Origin of the sequence: Peterkaempfera bronchialis (assembly GCF_003258605.2) — a bacterium.
Classification (GTDB): domain Bacteria; phylum Actinomycetota; class Actinomycetes; order Streptomycetales; family Streptomycetaceae; genus Peterkaempfera; species Peterkaempfera bronchialis.
Map to the genome: position 1 here is coordinate 2011955 of NZ_CP031264.1, position 24538 is coordinate 2036492.

Annotated in this window: 23 protein-coding genes and 3 tRNA genes; 4 read left to right on the forward strand and 22 right to left on the reverse strand. The window is 72.6% G+C overall.

The genetic code is table 11. From position 1 onward, the window contains the following. Positions 1–7 precede the first annotated feature (7 nt). A complete protein-coding gene (locus C7M71_RS08815) occupies positions 8–763 on the reverse strand; it encodes a (5-formylfuran-3-yl)methyl phosphate synthase (protein ID WP_111492106.1) in 756 nt (251 codons plus the stop codon). Between the two features lie 232 nt (positions 764–995). Between C7M71_RS08815 and C7M71_RS08820 the strand changes: the two genes are divergently transcribed. After that, on the forward strand, positions 996–1727 hold the full coding sequence (locus tag C7M71_RS08820; RefSeq protein WP_111492107.1) for an HAD family hydrolase: 732 nt from the start codon (positions 996–998) through the stop codon (positions 1725–1727). A 79-nt stretch (positions 1728–1806) separates the two neighbouring features. Here the strand turns inward: C7M71_RS08820 and C7M71_RS08825 are convergent. The 10 genes from C7M71_RS08825 to C7M71_RS30560 all read right to left on the reverse strand — a co-directional run bounded on the left by C7M71_RS08825 (position 1807) and on the right by C7M71_RS30560 (position 7648). Beyond that, positions 1807–1879 (reverse strand) — tRNA-Ala (locus tag C7M71_RS08825). Positions 1880–2066: 187 nt separating this feature from the next. Continuing rightward, the gene (locus C7M71_RS08830) at positions 2067–2756 is read right to left on the reverse strand and encodes a class IV adenylate cyclase (RefSeq protein ID WP_162824189.1); all 690 of its coding nucleotides are present in this window, start codon (positions 2754–2756) and stop codon (positions 2067–2069) included. Positions 2757–2902: 146 nt separating this feature from the next. Next, positions 2903–2975: transfer RNA gene (locus C7M71_RS08835), tRNA-Ala, on the reverse strand. Position 2976: 1 nt separating this feature from the next. Continuing rightward, positions 2977–3049 (reverse strand) — tRNA-Ala (locus C7M71_RS08840). Positions 3050–3203: 154 nt separating this feature from the next. Then, positions 3204–3851: a histidine phosphatase family protein gene (locus C7M71_RS08845; protein WP_111492109.1), complete on the reverse strand. Its 648-nt coding sequence runs from the start codon at positions 3849–3851 to the stop codon at positions 3204–3206. Further along, complete coding sequence (rsfS, locus tag C7M71_RS08850) at positions 3848–4336, reverse strand: ribosome silencing factor (protein WP_111492110.1); 489 nt, start codon at positions 4334–4336, stop codon at positions 3848–3850. Before rsfS ends, C7M71_RS08845 begins: the two co-directional genes overlap by 4 nt. A gap of 119 nt (positions 4337–4455) precedes the next feature. Continuing rightward, positions 4456–6384 carry an LCP family protein gene (locus tag C7M71_RS08855; RefSeq protein WP_229758621.1) on the reverse strand — a complete coding sequence of 643 codons (1929 nt, stop codon included), beginning with the start codon at positions 6382–6384 and terminating at the stop codon, positions 4456–4458. A gap of 40 nt (positions 6385–6424) precedes the next feature. Further along, complete coding sequence (gene nadD / locus C7M71_RS08860; RefSeq protein ID WP_111492112.1) at positions 6425–7069, reverse strand: nicotinate-nucleotide adenylyltransferase; 645 nt, start codon at positions 7067–7069, stop codon at positions 6425–6427. Between the two features lie 102 nt (positions 7070–7171). Then, the gene (locus C7M71_RS31020; RefSeq protein ID WP_175607659.1) at positions 7172–7318 is read right to left on the reverse strand and encodes a hypothetical protein; all 147 of its coding nucleotides are present in this window, start codon (positions 7316–7318) and stop codon (positions 7172–7174) included. Between the two features lie 177 nt (positions 7319–7495). Then, complete coding sequence (locus C7M71_RS30560; RefSeq protein ID WP_162824190.1) at positions 7496–7648, reverse strand: hypothetical protein; 153 nt, start codon at positions 7646–7648, stop codon at positions 7496–7498. Positions 7649–7854: 206 nt separating this feature from the next. On the opposite strand from C7M71_RS30560, the gene C7M71_RS08865 reads away from it, so the two are divergent. Further along, entirely contained in the window at positions 7855–8928 is a 1074-nt protein-coding gene (locus C7M71_RS08865) for a M48 family metallopeptidase (protein WP_111492113.1), read from the forward strand. Positions 8929–8952: 24 nt separating this feature from the next. On the opposite strand, the gene C7M71_RS08870 is transcribed toward C7M71_RS08865, so the two are convergent. The 10 genes from C7M71_RS08870 to C7M71_RS08915 form a co-directional block, all read right to left on the reverse strand. Then, a complete protein-coding gene (locus tag C7M71_RS08870; protein ID WP_162824191.1) occupies positions 8953–10482 on the reverse strand; it encodes an SCO2583/SCO2584 N-terminal domain-containing protein in 1530 nt (509 codons plus the stop codon). Positions 10483–10634: 152 nt separating this feature from the next. Beyond that, positions 10635–11213 (reverse strand): SCO2584 family spore wall biosynthesis protein, encoded by a 579-nt coding sequence (locus tag C7M71_RS08875; protein WP_111493445.1) that lies wholly within the window; start codon positions 11211–11213, stop codon positions 10635–10637. Positions 11214–11354: 141 nt separating this feature from the next. After that, on the reverse strand, positions 11355–12647 hold the full coding sequence (locus tag C7M71_RS08880) for a glutamate-5-semialdehyde dehydrogenase (RefSeq protein WP_111493447.1): 1293 nt from the start codon (positions 12645–12647) through the stop codon (positions 11355–11357). Between the two features lie 104 nt (positions 12648–12751). Then, a complete protein-coding gene (locus C7M71_RS08885) occupies positions 12752–13222 on the reverse strand; it encodes a hypothetical protein (protein WP_111493449.1) in 471 nt (156 codons plus the stop codon). An 80-nt stretch (positions 13223–13302) separates the two neighbouring features. Continuing rightward, a complete protein-coding gene (gene proB / locus C7M71_RS08890) occupies positions 13303–14484 on the reverse strand; it encodes a glutamate 5-kinase (RefSeq protein WP_229758622.1) in 1182 nt (393 codons plus the stop codon). A gap of 122 nt (positions 14485–14606) precedes the next feature. After that, a complete protein-coding gene (gene obgE, locus C7M71_RS08895; RefSeq protein ID WP_111493451.1) occupies positions 14607–16088 on the reverse strand; it encodes a GTPase ObgE in 1482 nt (493 codons plus the stop codon). 118 nt (positions 16089–16206) lie between these two features. Beyond that, complete coding sequence (rpmA, locus tag C7M71_RS08900; protein ID WP_111493453.1) at positions 16207–16464, reverse strand: 50S ribosomal protein L27; 258 nt, start codon at positions 16462–16464, stop codon at positions 16207–16209. 13 nt (positions 16465–16477) lie between these two features. Beyond that, positions 16478–16792 carry a 50S ribosomal protein L21 gene (gene rplU, locus C7M71_RS08905; RefSeq protein WP_111493455.1) on the reverse strand — a complete coding sequence of 105 codons (315 nt, stop codon included), beginning with the start codon at positions 16790–16792 and terminating at the stop codon, positions 16478–16480. A gap of 233 nt (positions 16793–17025) precedes the next feature. Next, positions 17026–20334 carry an Rne/Rng family ribonuclease gene (locus C7M71_RS08910; RefSeq protein WP_114914268.1) on the reverse strand — a complete coding sequence of 1103 codons (3309 nt, stop codon included), beginning with the start codon at positions 20332–20334 and terminating at the stop codon, positions 17026–17028. Positions 20335–20728: 394 nt separating this feature from the next. Beyond that, a complete protein-coding gene (locus C7M71_RS08915) occupies positions 20729–21529 on the reverse strand; it encodes a TIGR03936 family radical SAM-associated protein (protein WP_111494043.1) in 801 nt (266 codons plus the stop codon). A 260-nt stretch (positions 21530–21789) separates the two neighbouring features. Between C7M71_RS08915 and C7M71_RS08920 the strand changes: the two genes are divergently transcribed. Then, on the forward strand, positions 21790–22062 hold the full coding sequence (locus C7M71_RS08920) for a hypothetical protein (protein WP_111494037.1): 273 nt from the start codon (positions 21790–21792) through the stop codon (positions 22060–22062). A 55-nt stretch (positions 22063–22117) separates the two neighbouring features. After that, positions 22118–22513, forward strand: a complete 396-nt coding sequence (locus C7M71_RS08925; RefSeq protein ID WP_111494039.1) for a twitching motility protein PilT — start codon at positions 22118–22120, stop codon at positions 22511–22513. 40 nt (positions 22514–22553) lie between these two features. On the opposite strand, the gene C7M71_RS08930 is transcribed toward C7M71_RS08925, so the two are convergent. After that, positions 22554–24482, reverse strand: a complete 1929-nt coding sequence (locus C7M71_RS08930) for a TIGR03960 family B12-binding radical SAM protein (protein WP_111494041.1) — start codon at positions 24480–24482, stop codon at positions 22554–22556. Positions 24483–24538 lie beyond the last annotated feature (56 nt).

The window sequence follows — 24538 nt, forward strand, 5'->3', positions numbered from 1 at the left end:
CCGGTGGTCAACTCACGGCGGTGACGGCGGCTTCGTATTCTCGGGCATGCCGGTCCATCTCCGCCCGGAAGGCGGCCACCAGGTGCGGCTGAATCCTCCCGGCGTTGCGGTCGCCCCCCTCGCAGACCGCCCCGCGCACCCCCACGATGTCCGTGCCGATGCGGGTCAGCTCGCCGAGGTCTCCCGCCTTGACGCTGCCCGCGAGGGCAGCGAGCAGCTCGGCCTCGTGGGCCAGCCGGACGAACTCCGCGCAGACGTCCGGCGGAACGTGGTCGAACAGCCGTGTCCCGTCCTTGATCGCGGTGTCGAGCATGGCCGCGTCGGCGCCGGAGCGGAGGGCGATGTCGGGCAGTGCCAGCGGGTTGACGCAGCCGATCCGGTGGGCGTCGGCGTAGCCCGAGGCGACGACAAACGCGTCCGGCCGGTAGTCCTTCACTGCCCGGACGACCCCTCGCATGACATCGACGGCCTGTTCGGGCGTCGTGCATCCATAGAGGCCGACCTTGATGTACGTGGCCCCGGAGACAGCTGCACCGAGCGCCGCCTGGGCCACCGTGCCGGGCTTGTACGGTACGTCCCCCACCGTGGCGGACACCGGCTTGTCCGCCGGGACCGCTTCGCGGATCTCCCTGATGACCCACGGGAAGTTCGCGCCGAGCGAGCCCTCGTCGGGCTTCTTGACATCGACGATGTCAAGGTGCTCCGCCGCCTTCGCGCAGTCGAGGGCCTCCTCGACGCTGTCGGGGGAGATGAGAAGCAACAACCTGGACTCCTTCCGCCGCACGTCCACCTGCCAAAGGTCAGGTGTGCGGAGTCGCCTGGATCACTTGCGGTCTGCTCATCATTGCTGCGGCCCGGTGGCCACCGGTAGAGCGCGCGGAGTCCGAACGGGTCGTTGCCACGGCGTGCCCGCCCCCCAGTGCGCCGTCCACGCCGGTTTGCCGCCGACAGCGTCCATCTGGGCGCCGATGAGCCGACGCTCTACGCTGTCCCCCATGTCCACGGACAACGCCGCCTCTGGCCAAGGTCGTTCGGATCGACATCTCGTCCTCTGGGATGTGGACCACACACTCGTGAGGATCGGTGGCGGGGTGAGCCGCGCCATCTACGCCCAGGCATTCGAGAGCGTGACCGGTCGCCCGCTGAATGCGCTGGCCGACATGTCCGGTCGGACCGAGCGGGCGATCACGGTGGACACACTGCGCCTCAACGGCATCGATGAGCCGGAAGTGCGCTTTGCCGCCTTCTACTCCGCACTGGCGACAGCCGCCGAACAGCAGGCGGACCGGATACGGGAGTTCGGCATCGTCCTGCCCGGCGCCCGTGAAGCGTTGGACTCCTGTGCAGCCCACAACATCGTCCAGTCCGCAGCCACCGGCAACATCCGCCCCATTGCCATGACCAAGCTCACCACCCTGGCGGTGGGTGCAGACCTCGACTTCTCCGTTGGCGGCTACGGAGATGACGGCAGCGACCGGGCCGACCTGGTCCGCCAAGCACGCAAGCGGGCTGCGGAGAAGTACGGTCACGACTTCGCCGGCACCCGGACCGTCGTCGTCGGCGACACACCCCACGACGTTCGCGGCGCCCGGGATGCCGATGCACTGGCCGTGGCGGTCGCCAGCGGCAACAGCACCGCCGAGGAGCTGCGCCAAGCCGGCGCAGACATCGTGCTGACCAGCCTCCGGGACTTCCCCGTCCACTGCGGCGAAGCGCTCGGCTGGTGATCACACCTCGGCTTCGGCCGCGAGCCCTGCCGGACAACCAACAGGGGCCGCCCTGGCGGACGGCCCCTGAAAGTAAAAGTGGAGCTTAGGGGATTTGAACCCCTGACCTCTTGCATGCCATGCAAGCGCTCTACCAACTGAGCTAAAGCCCCTTGACCTGCGGTGCCGCCGGTTCTGGTCCCTGCTGGTTCCCCCCGGCGACATCGCTTACTCTACACGTTCGCGAGAGCGGTCCACGAATCCGTATCCGGCTCGGCCGGGCGTCGGACGGCGCCCCGCGCCGGGCGACGCCCCCGAGCCTCCCCTACGAGCGGTTGGCGAGTACGCTGTAAGCGAGCGTTACTCAGGGTGACTGAGAGCCTGGGCTGGCCGAGCCCGGCACCACGGCGAGGGCAGCGGGTGGACCCCGCCCGCCGGAGTGCGACCGGCCGCCGGTCCTGCGGGAGAGGGGTCATCCCGGGCCTCCTCCGCGATGCCGCTGCTGCCCAGGTCGGCGAACGTGAGCCGGGGCATCGACGCGATGTCGATGCCGTACCGGCGGTAGACGAGCGTGGTGTTCTCACTGGTGAGGTCCTCCACCAGCAACCCGATCGCGTGGACGGTCTCGTGAACGTGTTCGCCGCTGCTCCCCTCGACCTCCAGGTACGGGGGGATGAGCGGCCAGTGGTCGATCTCGATGGCCGCTCCGAGCAGCGACCAGGACGATCGGCGGTTCTCCTGGTACGCCTTGGGCTGGTATCCGAGCTTGCCGAGAATGGCGTTGGTGGCGTCGAAGTCGCCGACGGTGGTCTCGGTCTCCCTCACACCGTCGATGGCTTCGGGGTCCGAGATCTCCTTGACGCACAGGGTCACGGCGGTGCCGGTGTCCCGCAGGCGGACCCACGTCCCGGCCTTGCCGGGGATGTCGTAGACATAGCGGCGCTGGAGCCGGTCCCCGTGGTGCTCGGCGCCCGCCTCCGCCAGCGCGGCGCGGATCTTCTCGGGGTCGACGTCAAGGATCTTCGCCTCGTACTCGACTTCGGTGCTCATATGAACTTCCCTCCAGGGTGCGGGAGTTGCGAGGCAAGGGAGCTGAGTCTGGAGGGCAAGCTGCCGCAGACGGAGCCTGCGGGGTGTCTGGGCGGGGATGCGGAACGGGCCGCCTCCCGTGGGGGAGGCGGCCCGTTGCGTCGCTGTGGAGCTTAGGGGATTTGAACCCCTGACCTCTTGCATGCCATGCAAGCGCTCTACCAACTGAGCTAAAGCCCCGTGGAGCCTAGGGGATTTGAACCCCTGACCTCTTGCATGCCATGCAAGCGCTCTACCAACTGAGCTAAGGCCCCGCTGTTCTGCCTGCGCGTCCCGTTTTCCGGGCGGCGCTGCGAACGAGGAAGACTTTAACGGGTGACTTCAGGATTTGGCCAATTGGGCCTTGGGCCCCTCCTCGCCGGGGGCGGGCGAGGAGGGAGGGCAGGGCCCCGCCCCGCCCCCGCGCGGTCAGGTGTCGTCGCCGATGACCGGCTCGGGCAGGGTCCCGGCGTTGTGCTCCAGCAGCCGCCAGCCGCGTCCGCCCCGGCCCAGGACGGACCAGCAGCAGTTGGAGAGGCCGCCCAGGGACTCCCAGTGGAACGGCTCCAGGCCCAGCAGCCGGCCCAGGCTGGTGCGGATCGCACCGCCGTGGCTGACCACCACCAGGGTGCCGTCGCCCGGGAGCCGCTCCACGGCCTCCAGGATCACCGGGACGGCCCGGTCGGCCACCTCGGTCTCCAGCTCCCCGCCGCCCCGCCGGACCGGCTCGCCACGCCTCCAGGCCGCGTAGTCGTCGCCGTACTTCTGCTGGATCTCGGTGTTGGTCAGCCCCTGCCACACCCCGGCGTAGGTCTCCCGCAGGGCCTGGTGGCGGGTGACGGGCAGGCCCGTGACGGCGGCCAGTTCGGCCGCCGTTTCGGTGGCCCGCCCCAGGTCGGAGGCGATGATCGCATCCGGTTGCAGCGCCGCGAGCTGCCGGGCGGCCCGGCGCGCCTGGGCACGGCCGGTCTCCGTCAGCGGGATGTCGGTGGAGCCCTGGAAGCGGCCTTCGAGGTTCCACGAGGTCTGCCCGTGCCGCCAGAAGACGACGCGCGGGCCGCGCCTCGCGCCGTTCAGCTGAGGCTCCCGTCGGCGACCTCCACGGCCTTCGCGGCATTCCCGGCTTCGGTGGCCTCGGTGGCCTCGACGGCATTGCCGGCGGCGTCGGTACGGGCCTCGGGGCGGTTGCGGGTCGCCACCGCGTCCTCGGGCAGCTTCAGCTCCGGGCAGTCCTTCCAGAGCCGCTCAAGGGCGTAGAAGGAGCGCTCCTCGGAGTGCTGCACATGGACGACGATGTCGATGTAGTCGAGCAGGATCCAGCGGCCCTCGCGCTCGCCCTCGCGGCGGACGGGCTTGGCGCCGCGCTCCTTGAGCAGCCGCTCCTCGATCTCGTCCGAGATGGCCTTGACCTGGCGGTCGTTGGGGGCGGACGCCAGCAGGAAGGCGTCGGTGATGGCGAGGACCTCGCTGACGTCGTACGCGATGACGTCGTGGGCGAGCTTGTCGGCCGCTGCCTGCGCGGCGGTGGTGATGAGCTCTACGGCCCGGTCGGTAGCGGTCACGATCGGCTTTCGGTAGGGAACGGGGTTCGCCTCCCAGGATCTCACGCCGCCGGGCCGCTCCCGCATCGATATCCGTGGCCGCCGCCCCCTGGGGCAGGGGACGGCGGCCACGGGGCGGTCTACTGGTCGGCGGCGGGCCTCCCCTTGTAGTCCTGGCCGAGCACCACCAGGATGTCGGCCGTCTGGCCGCCGGTGGCCTTCTTCACCGAGGTCTTCGGCAGATCCAGGGTGAGGGCGAGCTGCCTGGCCGCCTCGGCGCGGCCGTCGTCGGTGTACCGGATCTCGGTGGTGGCGACCGGGGTGGCGGCCTTGGCGAGCGGCGGTACGAAGGTGTAGCCGCTGTTCACCACCTGGACCTGGGCGTCGTCTGCCCGGCCCTTGGTGCCGCTGGCGTCCTGGATGGCGACCCTGGCCGGGCCGCTGCTGCTGTCGGCGTTGTGCACGGTGCCGCCCAGCACCTCCTTGACCAGCGTTCCGGCGGAGGACTCGTCCACCGTGCCATTGGCCTTCACCGGCAGCGTACGGACGGTGAACCGGCCCGCGCCGGACTCCTTGGCCAGTGCGGCGAGCGAGGCGCCGAGCTGCTTCTCGGAGAGCGAGGGGTCCATCACCGCGTTCATCCGCTTGACGGTGTCGGCGGCGGACGAGCCGTCCGTGGGCATCGCCTTGAGTATCGCGCTCAGCACCTGCCCGAAGCGGGCCAGCTGGGCGTCGGGCTGCTCCCCCCCGGCCCGGTAGGTGGCGTAGGCGACGGCGGCCTGGCCGTTGAGGCCCTGCGCCTTGCCTGCCGTGACCACCGTCTTGCCGCTCTGGGTGACCGCCGTGTCGGTGTCCAGGGTGATGCCGCCGAGCTGGTCCACCAGGATCTGCAGATACGGGGTGTCCAGCCGCCAGGTGCCGGCGATGGGTGCGCCGAGGACGGTGGCCAGTGCCTCCTGGGTGCCGCCGGCGCCCTGGCCGTCCAGGGAGGCGGCGAGGGTGGTGGTACCGGAGTCGCCGCCGTCGTCCGGGAGCAGCAGGGCGCCGGGCAGCAGCAGGGCCGAGCCCTTGCCGCCGGCCGCGTCGTCCACCAGCAGGGCGGTGGAGGTGGTGCCCTTGAGGTCGTGCAGGTGGACGGCGATCACCTCGCGCTTGCCGCCGGCCACGTCGGCTGCGGCCCCGTCGCCGAACACCCCGGTCTTCCAGAGGTATCCGGCGCCGCCCACGGCCGCCAGCACCAGCACCACGACCAGCGCGACCACCCGGTTGCGGCCGCGCCGCTTGCGCTCGTCGCGCCGCTCACTCCGGGTCTCGGCGAACTTCAGCCAGTCGATGACGTCTTCGGACTCCTCCTCGTCGTCGACAAAGGTGAACTCCTCGCCGTCATAGCCCGCCTCCCCACCCTTGCCCGCGCCCGCGCCCTTGCCGCCGCCCCCCTGGCGGCGGGGCTGCTGCTTCGAGGGCTGGGCCGGAGCCTGGGCCGGAGGCTGCTGCCCGGGGGCCTGCGGCTGCCGTGGGGGCGGCACAGCGGCCTGCTGCTGCCCCTGCCCGGCGGCGGCGGAGTACGGGTCCACGGCGGGGTACTGGCCGGTGCCATAGGGGTCGGCCGGGTAGCCCTGGCCCTGCTGCGGCTGCGGCTGGGCGTACGGGTCGACGGGGTAGGACCCGGTGTCGTACTGCTGCCCGCCCTGGCCCCCCTGCCCGCCATAGCCGCCCCCGTACGGGTCCGCATAGCCCTGGCCCTGCTGCGGCTGCGGCTGCGGCTGGGCGTACGGGTCGGCGGGATAGGACCCGGTGTCGTACTGCTGCCCGCCCTGGCCCCCCTGCCCGCCATAGCCGCCCCCGTACGGGTCCACAGCCGGATACTGGCCGGTGCCGTACGGGTCCGCACCGTAACCGCCGTGCTGCTGCTGGCCGTAGCCGCCCTGCTGCTGCGGCGGCTGGCCGCCGTGGGCCCCGGGTGACCACTCGCCGGGATCGTCCCAGCCGTCCTGCTGCTCCACGGGCGCATAGCGCCTCGCGGACCAGTCGTCGCCCCCCGGTCCCCTGCGGTCTGCCGTTCCGGTCACGCCGCCCCTCAAGGTCTTCCGTTTGCCTCTGCGCGGCGCGTCAGCCGCCGGTGGCGGCCTGGCCGCCCTTGCGGTGGTAGAGCGCGCGCTTGTCGATGTAGCGCACCACCCCGTCGGGGACCAGGTACCAGACCGGTTCCCCGCGGGCCACCCGTGAGCGGCAGTCCGAGGAGGAGATGGCCAGCGCGGGCACCTCGACCAGGGACACCCCGCCCTCGGGCAGTCCAGGGTTCGTCAAAGTGTGCCCCGGACGGGTCACTCCGATGAAATGTGCGAGTCCGAACATCTCCTCGGCGTTGCGCCAGGAGAGGATCTGCTCCAGCGCGTCGGCGCCGGTGATGAAGAAGAGGTCGGCGTCGGGGTGTTCGGCCCGCAGGTCGCGCAGGGTGTCCACGGTGTAGGTGGGGCCCTTGCGGTCGATGTCGATCCGGCTGACCGAGAACTGCGGGTTGGAGGCGGTCGCGATGACCGTCATCAGATAGCGGTCCTCGGCCGGGGAGACCCGCTGCTCGCTCTTCTGCCACGGCTGCCCGGTGGGGACGAAGACCACCTCGTCCAGGGCGAACAGGCTCGCCACCTCACTGGCGGCCACCAGGTGCCCGTGGTGGATCGGGTCGAAGGTGCCGCCCATCACTCCGAGGCGCTTCTTCACCGGCGCACCGCCGGTATCGGCCTGCTGTTCCATGCCGACTCACCTTACGGGATGTGTCCGGATGCGGAACCGGCCCTCCGCCCGAGGTGGGCGGAGGGCCGGACGGGACGGCGGTCGCGGCTCGGCGGTCGCGGCTCAGCGGTCGCGGTTGAACCGGGTCGCGATGAAGAGGAGCACCAGCAGGGCGAACAGCGCCCCGCCACCGGTCAGCGCGGGGTTGAGGCTCTCGTGGTTGCCGCCCTCGGCGAGCAGGCTCAGGGCGGGGACTGCGGCAGTGGTCATCGTCGGCAGGACCTTCTCGGCTCGGGGGCGGGTGCGGGGTCCCGGTCCTGGCCGTGCCGGCGGCTGCCGCCGCCGTGGGGGCACCGGTGGCCCGCGTGCTCATGGTACGGGTGGGCCGTCCGCAACCGCGCGGCGGCTCCATGCGTCCGTAGCCGCAGGGGGTCTCGCGCGTGGCGGTCAGCGGCTGTTGTCGCGGCCGGCCCGGGCGATGGCCCAGACCAGCAGGAGTACGCCCACCACTGCGGCGATCACCACGACGCGCAGGAAGATGCCCGGTCCTCCCTCCTCGGAGATGGGCCGGGCAAGCATCATCAGGGTCTCGGGCGACATGGTCGGGGCTCCTCGGTCGACGGTCTCGGCCAAGCCTAGACCGGGGCGATCCGGACACCCTGGCCGCCCCGCCCGTCCGCAGGGGGGACGCGGCGGGACCCCGCACCGTAGGGTGACGGCGGGGACGAGTACGAGCAGGCGACGGACGAAGCGGACGGCGGGGGCCGACACCTCAGGGACCCGCGCCGCCAGGAGGTACTCAAGACATGACCGACCCCACCGACAGCAGCAAGGTGCCCAGCCGCAGCCGCAAGCGGTTCCCGGGCATCTCCACCCGCGCCTGGGAGCACCCGGCCGACCGCTCGGCGCTGGTCGCGCTGCGCAAGCTCTCCGGGTTCGACGAGGTGCTGAAGAAGCTGGCCGGTCTGGTGTCCGAGCGCAGCGTGCGGCTGATGTTCCTGGCCACCGCCGTGAAGACCTCGGAGCGCCAGTTCCCGCACATCCACGAGATGGTGCGCGACGCGGCGTACATCCTGGACCTGGAGAAGGTCCCCGAGCTGTACGTCACCCAGGACCCGCAGCCCAACGCCATGTGCATCGGCATGGACACCCCGATCATCGTGGTGACCACCGGGCTGGTGGAGATGCTGGACGAGGAGGAGCTGCGGGCGGTGGTCGGCCATGAGGTCGGACACGCCATGTCCGGCCACGCCGTCTACCGGACCATGCTGCTGATCCTCACCAATATCGCCACCCGGATCGCCTGGCTGCCGCTGGGCAATATCGCGATCATGGCGATCATCACCGCGCTCAAGGAGTGGTTCCGCAAGTCGGAGCTCTCCTGCGACCGGGCCGGGCTGCTGGCGGGCCAGGACCTCCAGGCGTCGATGCGCGGCCTGATGAAGCTGGCCGGGGGCCACCACCTGGCCGAGATGAACGTGGACGCGTTCATCGAGCAGGCCGAGGAGTACGAGAAGGCCGGCGACCTGCGCGACGGTGTGATCAAGCTGCTCCAGGTGCTGCCGCAGACCCACCCCTTCGCGGTGGTCCGGGTGGCGAAGCTGAAGAAGTGGGCGGAGAGCGAGGAGTACCGCTCGATCATGGCGGGGGCCTACCCGCGCCGCAGCGACGACGAGAGCACCTCGGTGACCGACCAGTGGAAGGCCACCGCCGAGTCGTACGCCAAGTCGGTCAAGGAGAGCAAGGACCCGCTGATGGGCCTGATCCGCGACATCACCGGCGGCGCCGGCGACATGGGCAGCAAGCTGCGCGACGTCTTCAGCGGCTCGCGCAGCGGCGGCGGGCAGGACGGCGAGCAGGGCGGCGCCGAGCGCGGCTGAGGCCGCTGCCGGGCGGGGGGCGGCTCAGCGGTCGTCGGCCGACAGGCTCGCCATCGGCCCGCTGAGCACCCCGCACACCTGCCAGGCCGGGCGGTGCAGGCGGTCCAGCGGGTCGATCCCGGCCGGCCGGGTGCTCTGCGAGGCGGTGGCACCGGGGCCGCCGGTGGCCTGCGGTGTACCGGGCGAGCCGTCCGCCGCCCCGGTCTCCTGGCCGACCAGGATCGGGCGCAGATACCGCTCCGCGTGCGCGTCGCACGCCATCGGCCCGGCCTGCACCACGGAGTCCACCAGCTGTAGCTGCGAGGCGGCGATGTCGGCTCGGTCGAAGTGGAAGCGCAGCTCGCGGCGGATGGTGAAGAGGGTCACCGGCTCGCCGGGGACCGACAGCTGGTCGGGGTCGATGTCGGGGTAGACGGTCGCGTCCCCGGAGGGCGATGCCGACCACGGGGAGGCGCTGCCGCCGGACCCCTCCGGGGCGGGGGTCGTGGTGCCCGGGGTCGTGGTGCCCGGCGCCGTGGTGCCGCCGGGGGTGGTCGCGGTGGGGGTGGTCGCGGTGGGAGCGGTCGCGGTGGGGGCCGTGGTGCCGAGGCCGATCGGGCCGGGGGGTGCCTCGGGCAGCCGGGTCGGCTCGGACCCGCGCGCGGCCTGGCCGGAGGGCGGTCGGGAGCCGTTCTGCGGCGCGGCCTGCAACGCATAGACAAAGGTGTGGTCGGTGACCACTTCCAGGGTGTCGTCGTCGGCCTCGTCCACGGTCATCCCGCCGGCCACCTTCACCTTGGAGACCCCCAGGGTCACCTGCGCCGGGTCGAAGCGCACCAGCCAGCCGGTGGCCGCGTGGTGGAGGTCGTCCCGGGGGTTGGCGACGCTGTCGTCGAACTGGGCGCGCTGGCCCGGCGCCAGCAGGTCCCGTACGGCACCCGTACTGCCCTCCACCAGGACCTTGGAGTCCAGCGAGGACGCATAGAGGTACTGCTGCACGGCAGCCAGGGCACGGGTGACCTGGTCGATCGAGAAGTGCCGGGTGGCGATGGCGGGCGGGGGCGCCAGACCGACGCCGCCGTCGTAGAAGGCGGTGCCGGCGGCCTTCTCCAGCCGGGCGAAGGGGTCGTCGTCCCCTCTCCTGTCCCCCTTGTCCTCCTTGTCAGCCTTGTCGCCCTTGTCGCCGCCCTTCTGCCTGCCCGTGCCGCTGCCCGCACCCGGGACGGCCGGGCCGGTCACCACGGGCAGGGTCAGCGGCACGATGGTCATGGTCAGCCGGCTCTTGGCGTTGGCCGGCTCGCGGTAGGGATGGCGGATGCCCATATAGACGGCGGCCGCGAAGGCCATCGCTATCAGCAGCATCACCGTGAGGGCCTGCCGGGGCAGCGAGGTCAGCGGCCGGATCGTCCGGGGGCGTACGCCCCGGTCGGTGCCACCGAGGCGCTCACTGGCCGAGAGTTCCTGGATACGGGCAGCTCTGACGAACGACTCGTCGAACACGACGGATCGGAATTCGTCGTCGCCACCGGGAACGCCCTCGGGCACGCCCTCCGGCGGCTCATCCCGGCCACCCATGTGTCAAGGGTAAGTCTCTCGGGCGATGGTGAACGAGGCTGGACAGGTCAAGTTCTGACAGCACCTCATCACAGTCCGATACGGAACGCACCGATACGTTCGGCTCGCGGCGGATTCGGGCCCTATGGCACGGCGGGTCAGGGCCGGGCGGGTCAGGGCGCGGCGGCGGACGGAGCGGTCACCACGGGCTGCCGCGACTGGTCCACGGCCGGGGTGCCGACGCTGCCGCTGTCCGAGCGGGACGGGCCGGGCGTACCGGTCCCACCGGCGCCCCGGTACACGGCCGCCACCGCGACCGCGACCACGCCCACCCCCATGATCACCGCAAGGAACCAGGCCACCGGCCGATGCCAGCGGGCATGCGCCGCCGTATGGCGACCGACCGGAAAGCCGCGCCGCCCGGCGAGGCGGCCCCGTCGGCCGCGCCGCAGCGACGCGGCCAGCCAGTCGGCTTCGTCCTCGTCGTCCCGGTACGGGCGCAGCTCCTCCGGGAGGCCGTCGTCGGCCGGATCACGCGGATCGTCCACGCCCCCGTACGCGCGACCGGCCCCGGTCGCCTCCAGCTCCAGACGCGCCTCCACCGCGGCGAGCATCCGCTCATGCGCGGACGGCTCATGCACGGTGGCTGCCCGGATGAATGCCTCATCGAAGACCACGGCTGCGAACGCATCGTCCGCACCACCGTGGTCGGCGCCGTCCGGGTACGGCGAACCCCCCACATCGTCGGGCACGCATTCAGCCTATTACCGCGCGGCCCTTTTGTCTGTGGGTCGCCCGAAAGCCCACTCCCGGGGCCCGGATCCGGCCAACCGGACACCCCGCCGGACCCCGGCCCCGGCCCGGCCCCGGCCCGGCCTCGGCCCGACCCCGGGTCAGCCCCGGATGTGGCCGTCGCCGGTGAGGATGTACTTGGTGGAGGTCAGCTCCGGCAGGCCCATCGGCCCCCGGGCGTGCAGCTTCTGGGTCGAGATGCCGATCTCGGCGCCGAAGCCGAACTGGCCGCCGTCGGTGAAGCGGGTGGAGGCGTTGACCGCGACCGTGGTGGAGTCCACCAACTGGGTGAAGCGGCGGGCCGCCGGCTGCGAGGAGGTGACGATGACCTCGGTGTGGCCGGACGACCAGCGCCGGATGTGGGCCACCGCGTCCTCCAGCGAGTCCACCACGGCCGCCGCGATGTCATGCGAGAGGTACTCGGTCTCCCAGTCCTGGTCGGTGGCGGCCACCACCACCGCCGGTCCGCCGTGGAGCCGCGCCGCCTCGGCCACCGCCGCATCGCCGTGCACGGTCACCCCGGCCCCGGCGAGGGCGTCCAGCGCGAGCGGCAGGAAGGCGTCGGCGATGTCCCGGTGCACCAGCAGCGTCTCGGCGCTGTTGCAGACGCTCACCCGCTGCGCCTTGGAGTTGAGCAGGATCTCGACCGCCATCCTCAGGTCGGCCTGGGCGTCCACATAGACATGGCAGTTGCCGGTGCCGGTCTCGATCACCGGGACGGTGGACTCCTCCACCACCGTACGGATCAGCGAGGCCCCGCCGCGCGGGATCAGCACATCGACCAGGCCACGGGCGCGCATCAGCTCCTTGACCGAGTCCCGGCTCTCCCCCGGCACCAGCTGGACGCTGTCGGCGGGCAGCCCGGCGGCGGCGACCGCGTCGCGCACCACCTCCACCAGCTTGGTGTTGGAGCGGTAGGCCGACGACGAACCCCGCAGCAGCACCGCGTTGCCGGACTTCAGGCAGAGCGCGGCGGCGTCCACGGTCACATTGGGCCGCGCCTCGTAGATGATGCCGACCACCCCGAGCGGCACCCGCACCTGGCGGACGTCCAGCCCATTGGGGAGGGTGTAGCCGCGCACCACCTCGCCCACCGGGTCCGGCAGCCCGACCACATCGCGGACGTCGGAGGCGATGGCCGCGATCCGCTCGGGGGTCAGCGTCAGCCGGTCCACCACCGAATCGGCGGTGCCGGCCTCGCGGGCCCGGGCGACATCCTCGGCGTTGGCGGCGGTGATCTCCGCCGTACGGGCCTCCAGCGCGTCCGCGACGGCCAGCAGCGCGGCGTCCTTGGCCGAGCGCGGCACCGGGGCGAGCACGGCGGCCGCCTCCCGGGCGCGGCGCGCGGTGGCGAGGACGGGCGAGTCGGTGGCGAAGGCGTCAGCGCTGCTCATACCGGAAGGGTACTGACCCGGACCGGCCGGGCCGCCGCATTTCCGACGGGTGAGACGCCGGACCGGCGGGCGGGGCAGCCGGGGAACCCCCGTTCACCACGCATTCAATACGGGTGGACCCCGCCCAGGAAGGCCGGCGCCTCGCCGTACCCCTCGGAGACCCGCTGGTGGTAGGTCGCCCGGTCCACCACCTCCAGCCCGACGATCTCCCACGGCGGCAACTGCGCGCTGGCCCGGTGCTCCCCCCAGAGGCGCAGCGCCATGGCGGCGGCGTCATGCAGGTCGCGGGCCTGCTCCCAGTAGCGGACCTCGGCATGGTCGGCCGCGTACCGGGCGGTGAGCAGGAAGGGGTGGTCATGGGCCAGCTGCTCCAGGCCGCTGCGCAGCTCGGCGAGCGGGGTGGAGCGGCCGGCCACGCTCAGCACCACATGCCAGAGTCGGCCCTGCTCGGGCGCCACCGCAGGGGCGGTGTGCCGTCCATGCTCCGCCGCCCCTCCCTCCAGACCGCCGTCGATGCTGGTCAGCACCCGTCCCACGGATCCTCCGGGCAGCGTTTCCTGGCGCCTGCGTCCCACCGGGGGCCTCCTGTCCGGCGATGTCGTCTCCGGACCCGACCGCCCCCGGGCCCGCTCCTCACCCCTGCTCCCCCCGCGTCTCAGCCGCGCAGTACCACCAGGTCGTCGCGGTGGACGACCTCGCGCTCGTACGCGGGACCCAGCTCCCGGGCCAGGTCGTGGGTGGACCGGCCCAGCAGGCGGGGCAACTCCCTCGCATCAAAGTTGACCAGCCCACGCGCCACGATGTGGCCGTTTTCGTCAAGAAGGTCCACCGGATCGCCCGCAGCGAAATCGCCGTCGACGCCCGTCAGGCCGGCCGGCAGCAGGGACTTGCGCCGCTCGACCACCGCCTTCACGGCGCCCGCGTCCAGGGTGAGCGCCCCGCGCGGACTACTGGCGTGCGCCAGCCAGAGCAGGCGGTCGGCGGTGCGTCGGCCGGTGCGGTGGAAGAGGGTTCCGGTCGGTCGTCCGGCCAGCGCGTCGGCGGCCTGGCTGGCGGCGGTCAGCACCACCGGGATGCCGGCGCCGGTGGCGATCCGGGCGGCCTCCACCTTGGTCACCATGCCGCCGGTGCCCACACCGGCCTTGCCGGAGCTGCCGATCTCGATGCCCGCCAGGTCGTGCGGGCCGTGCACCTCCGCGATCCGGCTGCTGCCGGGGCGGCTGGGGTCGCCGTCGTACAGGCCGTCCACATCGGAGAGCAGCACCAGCAGGTCGGCGCGGACCAGATGGGCGACCAGGGCGGCCAGCCGGTCGTTGTCGCCGAACTTGATCTCGGCGGTGGCGACGGTGTCGTTCTCGTTGACGATCGGCACCGCGCCCATCGCCAGCAACTGCTCCAGGGTGCGGTAGGCATTGCGGTAGTGCGCCCGGCGGCTGGCGTCCTCGGCGGTCAGCAGCACCTGGCCGACCCGGACGCCATGGCGGGCGAAGGAGGCCGTGTAGCGGGCCACCAGCAGTCCCTGGCCGACGCTGGCGGCGGCCTGCTGGCGGGCCAGGTCGCGGGGCCGCCGGGTGAGCCCCAGCGGCGCCAGGCCGGCGGCGATGGCGCCGGAGGAGACCAGCACCACCTCATTGGGCGCCTCGTCGCCGCCGCGTGGCGTACGGGCCTTGGTGACCACGTCGACCAGGGCGTCGACCCGGTCGGCGTCCAAGCCGCCGGCGGCGGTGGTGAGCGAGGAGGACCCCACCTTCACCACGATCCGCCGGGCCCGCAGGACGTCCTCCCGCAGGTGTCCCTCGCCGTGCCCGTCCCCCGCTGCCGCTGAGGCCACCGCCACACCCTCGCTCCCACGCAGATCCGCTGGTCCGGCGGGCGCCCGAGGCGCCCGCCGCTCCGCAATCTACGCGATCCCGCCGTGCGGCCCGCCCGGTGTTCCGCTCCCCGGACGGGCGCCCCGGGTCAGGCGTCGTCGTCCCCGCCGTGGTCGCCGCCGTGGTCGCGGCCGGAGGAGAGCGGGTCGAAGGCGGCGTACTCGGCCTCGGCCTCGTCCCCGCCACGGCCCCGCTCGCGGCGCCGGTCGACGGCCGGACGCTGGGTCTGGAAGCGGTGGTCCTCGCCTCGGCGGCCGAGCATCTCGGCGCCGGTGGCCATGGTGGGCTCCCAGTCGAAGACCACCGCGTTCTCGTCGGGGCCGATGACGACCTCGGCGCCCGGCTTGGCGCCGGCCTTCCACAGCTGCTCCTCGACACCGAGGCGGGCCAGCCGGTCGGCGAGGTAGCCGACGGCCTCGTCGTTGGCGAAGTCCGTCTGCCGCACCCAGCGCTCGGGCTTGGAGCCGCGCACCCGGAAGAGGTCGTCCTCGACGGTGACGGTGAACCCGGCGTCGTCCACGGCCTTAGGCCGCAGCACGATGCGGGTGGCCTCCTGGACCGGCTTGGCGGCGCGCGCCTCGGCGACCAGTCCGGCCATGGCGAAGGAGAGCTCGCGCAGGCCCCTGCGGGAGGCGGCGGAGACCTCGAAGACGCGGTGGCCCCGGGCCTCCAGGTCGGCGCGGACGATGTCGGCGAGGTCCTGGCCGTCGGGCACGTCGGTCTTGTTGAGGGCGACCAGCCGGGGCCGGTCCTCCAGGCCGCCGTACGCCGCCAGTTCGGCCTCGATGGTCTCCAGGTCGGAGAGCGGGTCGCGGCCGGGCTCCAGGGTGGCGCAGTCCAGTACGTGCACCAGGGCGGCGCACCGCTCGACATGGCGCAGGAACTCCAGGCCGAGGCCGCGGCCCTCGCTGGCGCCCGGGATGAGGCCGGGCACATCGGCGACGGTGTAGACCACCTCGCCGGCGGTGACCACGCCCAGGTTGGGGACCAGGGTGGTGAAGGGGTAGTCGGCGATCTTCGGCTTGGCGGCGGAGAGGACCGAGATCAGCGACGACTTGCCGGCGCTGGGGTAGCCGACCAGGGCCACGTCGGCGACGGTCTTGAGCTCCAGCACGATGTCGCGGACGTCACCGGGCTCGCCCAGCAGTGCGAAGCCGGGGGCCTTGCGGCGGGCGGAGGCGAGGGCGGCGTTGCCGAGGCCGCCGCGACCGCCGGCCGCGGCCACGAACACGGTGCCATGGCCGACCAGGTCGGCCAGCACCTCGCCGTGGGCGTCCATGACGACGGTGCCGTCGGGCACCGGCAGCACCAGGTCCTGGCCGTCGGCGCCGGAGCGGTGGCCGCCGGCGCCGGGCTTGCCGTTGGTGGCCTTGCGGTGCGGCGCGTGGTGGTAGTCGAGCAGGGTGGTGACATTGGTGTCGACCACCAGCGTCACATCGCCGCCCCGGCCGCCGTTGCCGCCGTCCGGGCCGCCGAGCGGCTTGAACTTCTCCCGGTGCACGGAGGCACAGCCGTGGCCCCCGTTACCCGCGGCGACATGCAGCTCGACGCGGTCCACGAAGGTGGTCATGGGAAGTGCCTCCAGGGATGGGAAAACAGTCAATACAGTCGATACAGGTCAATGAGGAAACAGGAAGGGTGGACCGGGCATTCCGGTCCACCCTTCACAAAACTGCGTCAGACGTCGGTCACTCGCCGGCGGCGACGATGTTGACCACGCGACGGCCGCGGCGGGTACCGAACTCGACGGCACCGGCGGTCAGCGCGAACAGCGTGTCGTCGCCACCGCGCCCGACGTTGGCACCCGGGTGGAAGTGGGTGCCGCGCTGGCGGACGATGATCTCGCCGGCGTTGACGACCTGGCCGCCGAAGCGCTTCACGCCGAGGCGCTGGGCGTTCGAGTCGCGGCCGTTGCGGGTAGAGCTAGCGCCCTTCTTGTGTGCCATGTCTCCCTGCCCCTTACTTCGCGGTGTCGATGCCGGTGATGCGGACCGCGGTGTGCTTCTGGCGGTGACCCATCCGCTTGCGGTAACCGGTCTTGTTCTTGTACTTCAGGATGGTGATCTTGTCGCCCTTGGTGTGGTCGACAACCTCGGCGCTGACCTTGATGCCGGCCAGGACCCACGGGTCGCTGGTGACGGCGTCGCCGTCCACGACCAGGATGGTCGAGAGCTCGACCGAGTCACCGGGCTTGACATCAACGCGGTCGATCTCCAGCACGTCGCCGACGGCGACCTTGTGCTGGCGGCCGCCGGCGCGAACGATCGCGTACACGCGGAACCTACTTTCCTTCACTCGGTCGAACCCCCGATGCCAGCCTTCCTGGCGAGTACACAGGAGGGCCTCCCCCGGCCGCTGCCGGGAGGTGGATGCTCGGGAGCATGGCGCAGACACGCCGAGGGTCAACAATACGGACCGGCTCTCCGGCGAGCAAACCGGGCCTCCCCGCCGCGCGCCCCACCGCCCGAAGGCGGGGAGGCGCGGGGGCGGGGAGGCCCGGTCGGGTGCTACTCGGCCACCGGGGCGGAGGGCTCGCCCTCCGCCGACGCGGCCGTCTTCTTGGCCGCGGTGGTCCGCTTGGTGGCGGTCTTGCGGGTGGTGGTCTTCTTCGCCGCGGTGGTCTTCTTGGCCGCCGTGGTCTTCTTGGCGGCCGTCTTGCGGGCGGCGCGCTTGCGGGGCGCCTCCACCTCGGGCTCGCCGTCCGCCACCGGGGCCGCCACGGCACCGTCGGCGGCGACCGGCTCGGAGACCACCGGCTCGGAGACCACCGGCTCGGAGATCGCCGGCTCGGGGACGACCGGCTCGGGGGCAGCCACCGGGGCCGGAGCCACGGCTGCCTGCGCCGCCTCGCCGTCCGGCGTACGGGCCGGCAGCACCAGCACCGCGGCCTCCGCCTCCACCGGCGGACCGGCCGGAGCGGTGGCCTTGCGGACCGCGCGGCGGCGGGTACGGCCGCCCGGCGCCGGGGCCGGGGGCAGCTCCACCAGGCTGACCGGCTGCGGCTCCGCCGGGGCCTGCTCGGGTGCCGGCTCCGGGGCCTGCGCCACGGCGGGCTCGGGCTCGGGCGCGGCCGGGGCCTCCAAGGGCTCCGGGGCGACCGGCTCGGCGGCCTCCTCGGGCTCCTCCGGCTCCTGCACATGCTCAAGCTCGTGGACGTGCTGCTCGTCGCCCGCGCCCGCGCCGCCCTTGCCCCGGCGGCGGCGCTTGGCGGCGCCACCCGAGGTGCCGCCGCCACCGCCGGAGGTGGACGGCTGGTCCATGTGCACGATGACGCCACGGCCATTGCAGTGCACGCACTGCTCGGAGAAGGACTCCAGCAGGCCCTGGCCCACCCGCTTGCGGGTCATCTGCACCAGGCCCAGCGAGGTGACCTCGGCCACCTGGTGCTTGGTGCGGTCGCGGCCCAGGCACTCCAGCAGGCGCCGCAGCACCAGGTCGCGGTTGGACTCCAGCACCATGTCGATGAAGTCGATCACGATGATGCCGCCGAGGTCGCGCAGCCGCAGCTGGCGGACGATCTCCTCGGCCGCCTCCAGGTTGTTCCTGGTGACCGTCTCCTCCAGGTTGCCGCCCTGGCCGGTGAACTTCCCGGTGTTGACGTCGACCACGACCATCGCCTCGGTGCGGTCGATGACCAGCGAACCGCCGCTGGGCAGCCAGACCTTGCGGTCCAGCGCCTTCATCAGCTGCTCGTCGATCCGGTACGTCGCGAAGACGTCGACGTCCGAGGTCCACCGCTGGAGCCGGTCGGCGAGGTCGGGGGCGACATGGCTGACGTACTCGTGGATGGTCGACCAGGCGTCGTCGCCCTGGACGATGACCTTCTTGAAGTCCTCGTTGAAGATGTCGCGGACCACCCGGACGGTCATGTCCGGCTCGCCGTAGAGCAGCGTCGGGGCGTTGCCGCCGGAGGCCCGCTTCTGGATGTCCTCCCACTGCGACTGGAGCCGCTGGACGTCCCGGGTCAGCTCCTCCTCGCTGGCGCCCTCAGCGGCGGTGCGCACGATCACGCCCGCGTCGTCGGGGACGATCTTCTTGAGGATCTGCTTCAGCCGGGTGCGCTCGGTGTCGGGCAGCTTGCGGCTGATGCCGGTCATCGAGCCCTCGGGCACGTACACCAGGTAGCGGCCGGGCAGCGAGACCTGGCTGGTCAGGCGGGCGCCCTTGTGGCCGATCGGGTCCTTGGTGACCTGCACCAGCACCGGCTGGCCGGACTTGAGCACCGACTCGATGCGGCGCGGGCCGCCATGGCCGCCCAGGCTCTCGAAGTTGACCTCGCCGGCGTAGAGGACCGCGTTGCGGCCCTTGCCGATGTCGACGAAGGCGGCCTCCATCGACGGCAGCACATTCTGGACCTTGCCCAGGTAGACGTTGCCGACGTAGCTGGTGGCCTGCTCCTTGTTGACGTAGTGCTCGACCAGGACGCCGTCCTCCAGGACGCCGATCTGGGTGCGCTCGCCGCTCTGCCGGACCACCATCACGCGCTCCACCGACTCGCGGCGGGCCAGGAACTCGGCCTCGGTGATGATCGGCACCCGGCGGCGGCCCAGCTCACGGCCCTCGCGGCGGCGCTGCTTCTTGGCCTCCAGGCGGGTGGAGCCCTTGATGGACTGCACCTCGTCCGGGTCGAAGGCGGGCTCGTGCGACGCCTTCTTGCGCGGCTCGCGGACCTTGACCACGGTGCGCTCGGGGTCGTCGGTGCCCGCGGCGTCCAGGTCCGGGCCGGTGTCCCCGCTGCGGCGGCGACGGCGGCGACGGCGGCGGGAGGAGGCCAGGCCGGCGGCCAGATCGTCCTCGTCGTCGTCCTCGTCCTGCTCCTGGGCCGACTCCTCGGCGGAGTCGTCCTGGTGCTCGTCGTGGTCCTCGTCGGCGCGGTCCTCGGCGTCCCCGCGACGGCGGCGGCGGCCACCACGCCGGCGGCGGCGCGACGGACGGCCGTCGTCCTCGCCGTGCTCGGCGTCGTGGGTCTCGGCCTCCTCCTCGTGGGCGGCCTCGTCCTCGGCGGCCTCCGGCTCGGCCTGCAGCTCGGCGACGGCCTCCTCCGACACGGCCGGGCCGGCCGGAGCTGAGGCACGGCGGCGACGGCGGCGGCGGCCGCTCTGGTCGGCCTCCTCGGCCTCCTCCTCGTCATGGTCGCGGTCGCGCGGCGGCGCGATCGGGGCTGCGGGCTCCTGGAAGACCGGGGGCTGGAAGATCGCGGTGGGCGGGCGCACCACCCGGCGGCGGGTCCGGTGCCCCGGCTCGGGCTCGGGCTGCGGCTCGGCGGCGGTCTCGGCCTCGGCGGCCTGCTCCTCCTCCGGCTCCTCGGCGGCGGGCTCCTCGGCGACCGGGGCGGGGGCCTCCGGCTCGGCGGCGACCGGCTCCGGCGCCACCTCCGCCTTCTTCCGCGTACGGCGCACGCGCTTGGGCTTCTCCACGGCCTCCACGGCCTGCTCCGCCTGCTCCGCGACCGGGGCGGCAGCCTCCGGCTCGGCGGGGGCCTCCGGCTCGGCGGCGACCGGCTCCGGCGCCACCTCGGCCTTCTTCCGCGTACGACGCACGCGCTTGGGCTTCTCCACGGCCTCCACGGCCTGCTCCGCCTGCTCCACGGCCGGGGCGGCAGCCTCCGGCTGGGCCGGGGCCTCGGCCGTGGCCTCGGCTCCCTGCGGAGGTCCGGCCGGGCGCGACACGGCACGCCGGCGGCGGCGCGGCGGCGCGGCGGCCGACTCCTCGTGCGCGGCTTCACGGTTCACAGCGGCCTCCGCAGAGGCCGCCGATGCGGTGCCGTCGGCAGTGCCGTCCGGCGCCGCACCCTGCGGCTCGTTGATCTCGAGCATGCGGGCGTATCTCCCGTCAGGCCCCCGGGCTCCGGGACCGGGCACGGCAGGGCACCGGTGCCGGCAGATCCACTGCCTGTCGGCTCACGGTGCCGCCATGCGGGCGCGGGGCCGCACGGGGGCGCGTTGTCTCACTCGGCGCCCGCCTGTGCGGGCGGCCGAAAGTCTTCTGGTCTGACCAGTCTTCTCAAAGTGCACGGTCCCCAACCCCGGGTGGCTCCCTGGGGCCGGGACCTCTCCTCGCGTCCTGTCGGCCGGTGGCCGCGGCGGGAGGAGGGTTCTCCGCGCCCGGCGCTCGGGTGCGGAGGGGCCCCGCCTGCCCCGGTGGCGGGGCGAGGGGGCCAGGTCCCTCGTTGACGACGCTCGCGCACTCGGCTGAGCGGCGGGGCCGACGCTAGGCGGTCGCGGCGGCGCGCGGCCCGGCGGTCGAGGGTAGGACGGCCGGGGCAGCGGCGCGGTCGGGCGCCAGCGGGTCGGTCACCGTGCCGGACTCCCCGTCGATCGGCCCCTGCGCCAGCCTGGTCACCTCTGCGGGGACCGGCGGCGCGAGGTCGGCCGTCGCACGAAGACCGGACAGGACGTCGTCAGGTCGTACGGCGGGTGTGGCATGCCGCACTACCAGGCGCAGTATCGCACAGGCCCGACCCGGCCGAACATCGGCACCGCCGTCCGGCGGTACCGTGCCCCCTGCCGCCACCTGCGGGTCGACGACCTCCAGGGAGGCCACCGCACCGCGCGCGTCGAAGGTGCGGACGCCGTTCTTGGTGAGGCGCTCCACCGCGACGCTCTCCGCCGCGAGGAACACCGCAGCGGCCTCGGCCGCCTCCTCGGAGGTGACACCCTCCAGCCGGATCTGCCACACCGAGGCCTGCAACTGGTCGGCGAAGTTCGAGGTGTGCACCTCGACCGCGTCCACCACGTCCAGGCCGTCGGGGAGCGACTCGTCCAGCTGGGCCCGCAGTTGCTCCGGGTCCCTGGCCTGGGTGAGTGCGATCTCCAGGTACTCGGCCTCGCTGGCGACACCGGTGGGTGCGGCGTTGGCATACGAGACCTTCGGGTGCGGGGTGAAACCCGCCGAATAGGCCATCGGGACCGCCGACCGCCGCAGTGCCCGCTCAAAGGCCCGCTGGAAGTCACGGTGGCTGGTGAACCGGAGACGGCCGCGCTTGGTGTAGCGCAGCCGGATGCGCTGCACCGCCGGAGCGGGCGGCGGGCCTTCGGGCATACGGCGTGCCAGTGTCGTTCAGTCCCTCGTCAGTCGGCCGTGCCCGACCCTCACGGACCGGACTCTTACACCCCCAAGCGTACGCGGCCCGTTCCGGCCCGCGTCCATGGGCGCGTCCGGCTGGGGCGTCCGGCTCGGCCACCCCTGGTCAAGCGCCAGGTGACACCCGTGCGGGTGAAGTCCGGCCGGACCGGCCCCGGCAGTCGGCCCACCGCAATAAGATCGCCGGTATGAGCCTGGAGCGGGTCACCATCACCATTCCCTCCGAGACCCTGGCGGACGCCAGGGCAGCAGCCGAGCGCGAGGGCCTGAGTGTCTCGGCCTGGCTGTCGCGGGCTGCCGAGCGGGCCGCGAAGATCCAGGCCGGTCTCGCCGCTGCCGAGGAGGTCCTCGCGGAGATCGGTCCCCCCACGCCCGAGCAGCAGGCATGGGTGGACGCGGTCATGGAGTCGGTCACCCGGCCGCAGCACGAGGCGGCGGACAGCGCATCCGGCGCGGCCTGAGCTGAACCGGCCCGAGCTGAACCGGACAGGACGAGCGAGGAACGGGGGCATCGGCATGCTTCGCCCGATGGTGTACGACGCGGGGGCGCTCATCGCCGCCGAGCGCGGTTCGGTCGCGGTCTGGCGGGCCCACCGGGCCTATCTGCTCGCCGGAGGCACCCCGGTGGTACCCGCCGCCGTGGTCGCGCAGGTGTGGCGGGACGGCACCCGCCAGGCACGGGTGGCCCAGCTGCTCAAGGGGTGTGACATCGCCCCCCTCGGCGACGAGTCCGCGCGTGCGGTCGGAGAACTGCTGGGGCGCGCGGGCACCGTGGACACGGTGGACGGGGCGGTGGCCCTGCTCGCCTCGGCCCTCGGGGCGGAGGTTCCCACCTCCGACCCCGAGGATCTCCAGCACCTGCTCGACCACCTCGGCGTCCCCGGCAAGCGGGTCACCGTGCGCCCGCTCTGACGGCACCGGTACTCGGCGACCGCCGCCAGACCGGCGACCCCTACTGGTTGACCACGGTCAGCGGGAGCAGCTTCTTGCCGGTGGGGCCGATCTGGATCTGGGTGTCCATCTGGGGGCAGACGCCGCAGTCGAAGCACGGGGTCCAGCGGCAGTCGTCGACCTCGACCTCCTCCAGGGCGTCCTGCCAGTCCTCCCAGAGCCAGTCCTTGTCCAGGCCGGAGTCCAGGTGGTCCCAGGGCAGGACCTCCTCGTGGCCGCGCTCGCGGGTGGTGTACCAGTCGACGTCCACGCCGAACTCGGCGAGGGCCTTGTCGGCGCAGTCCATCCAGCGGTCGTAGGAGAAGTGCTCGCGCCAGCCGTCGAAGCGGCCGCCGTCCTCGTAGACGGCGCGGATGACCTTGCCGATGCGGCGGTCGCCGCGCGAGAGCAGGCCCTCGACGATGCCGGGCTTGCCGTCGTGGTAGCGGAAGCCGATGTTCTTGCCGTACTTGCGGTCGCTCCGGATGGCGTCGCGCAGCTTGGCCAGCCGGGCGTCGGTCTCCTCCACGCCCAGCTGCGGGGCCCACTGGAAGGGGGTGTGCGGCTTGGGTACGAAGCCGCCGATGGACACGGTGCAGCGGATGTCGTTCTGCCCGGTGACCTCGCGGCCCTTGGCGATGACGTTCTTCGCCATCTCGGCGATCTGGAGCACGTCCTCGTCGGTCTCGGTGGGGAGGCCGCACATGAAGTACAGCTTCACCTGGCGCCAGCCGTTGCCGTAGGCGGTGGCGACGGTGCGGATGAGGTCCTCCTCCGACACCATCTTGTTGATCACCTTGCGGATGCGCTCGCTGCCGCCCTCGGGGGCGAAGGTGAGACCGGAGCGGCGGCCGTTGCGGGTGAGCTCGTTGGCCAGGTCGATATTGAAGGCGTCGACCCGGGTGGAGGGCAGCGACAGGCCGACCTTGTCGTCGGTGTAGCGGTCGGCGAGGCCCTTGGCGATCTCGCCGATCTCGGTGTGGTCGGCGGAGGAGAGGGAGAGCAGGCCGACCTCCTCGAAGCCGGTCGCCTTGAGGCCCTTCTCCACCATCTCGCCGATGCCGGTGATGCTGCGCTCCCGCACCGGGCGGGTGATCATACCGGCCTGGCAGAAGCGGCAGCCCCGGGTGCAGCCGCGGAAGATCTCCACGGACATCCGCTCATGCACGGTCTCGGCCAGCGGCACCAGCGGCTGCTTGGGGTAGGGCCACTCGTCCAGGTCCATCACGGTGTGCTTGGAGACCCGCCACGGCACGCCGTGGGTGTTGGGCACCACGCGGCCGATCCGGCCGTCCGGCAGGTACTCGACGTCGTAGAACCTGGGCACGTACACGCTGCCGGTCCTGGCCAGCCGCAGCAGCACCTCCTCGCGCCCGCCGGGGCGGCCCTCGGCCTTCCAGGCGCGGACGATCTCCGTGATGTCCAGCACGGCCTGCTCGCCGTCGCCGACCACCGCGCAGTCCAGGAAGTCGGCGATCGGCTCCGGGTTGAAGGCGGCGTGGCCGCCGGCCACCACGATCGGGTCGTCCAGGGTGCGGTCCCTGGCCTCCAGCGGGATGCCGGCCAGGTCGAGCGCGGTCAGCATATTGGTGTAGCCCAGCTCGGTGGAGAAGCTGAGGCCGAAGACGTCGAACGCCTTCACCGGCCGGTGCGCGTCCACGGTGAACTGCGGCACGCCGTGCTCCCGCATCAGCGCTTCCAGGTCGGGCCAGACGCTGTAGGTGCGCTCGGCGAGCACGCCCTCGCGCTCGTTGAGGACCTCGTAAAGGATCATGACGCCCTGGTTGGGCAGCCCCACCTCATAGGCGTCCGGGTACATCAGAGCCCAGCGCACGTCACAGGCGTCCCAGTCCTTGACGGTCGAGTTGAGCTCGCCGCCGACGTACTGGATCGGCTTCTGGACGTGCGGGAGGAGGGCCTCCAGGCGTGGGAAGACCGACTCGACAGGCATCAGACACAGGTCTTTCGTGACGTGAGCAGGGTGACCCCCAAGAGTAACGCGGCCCG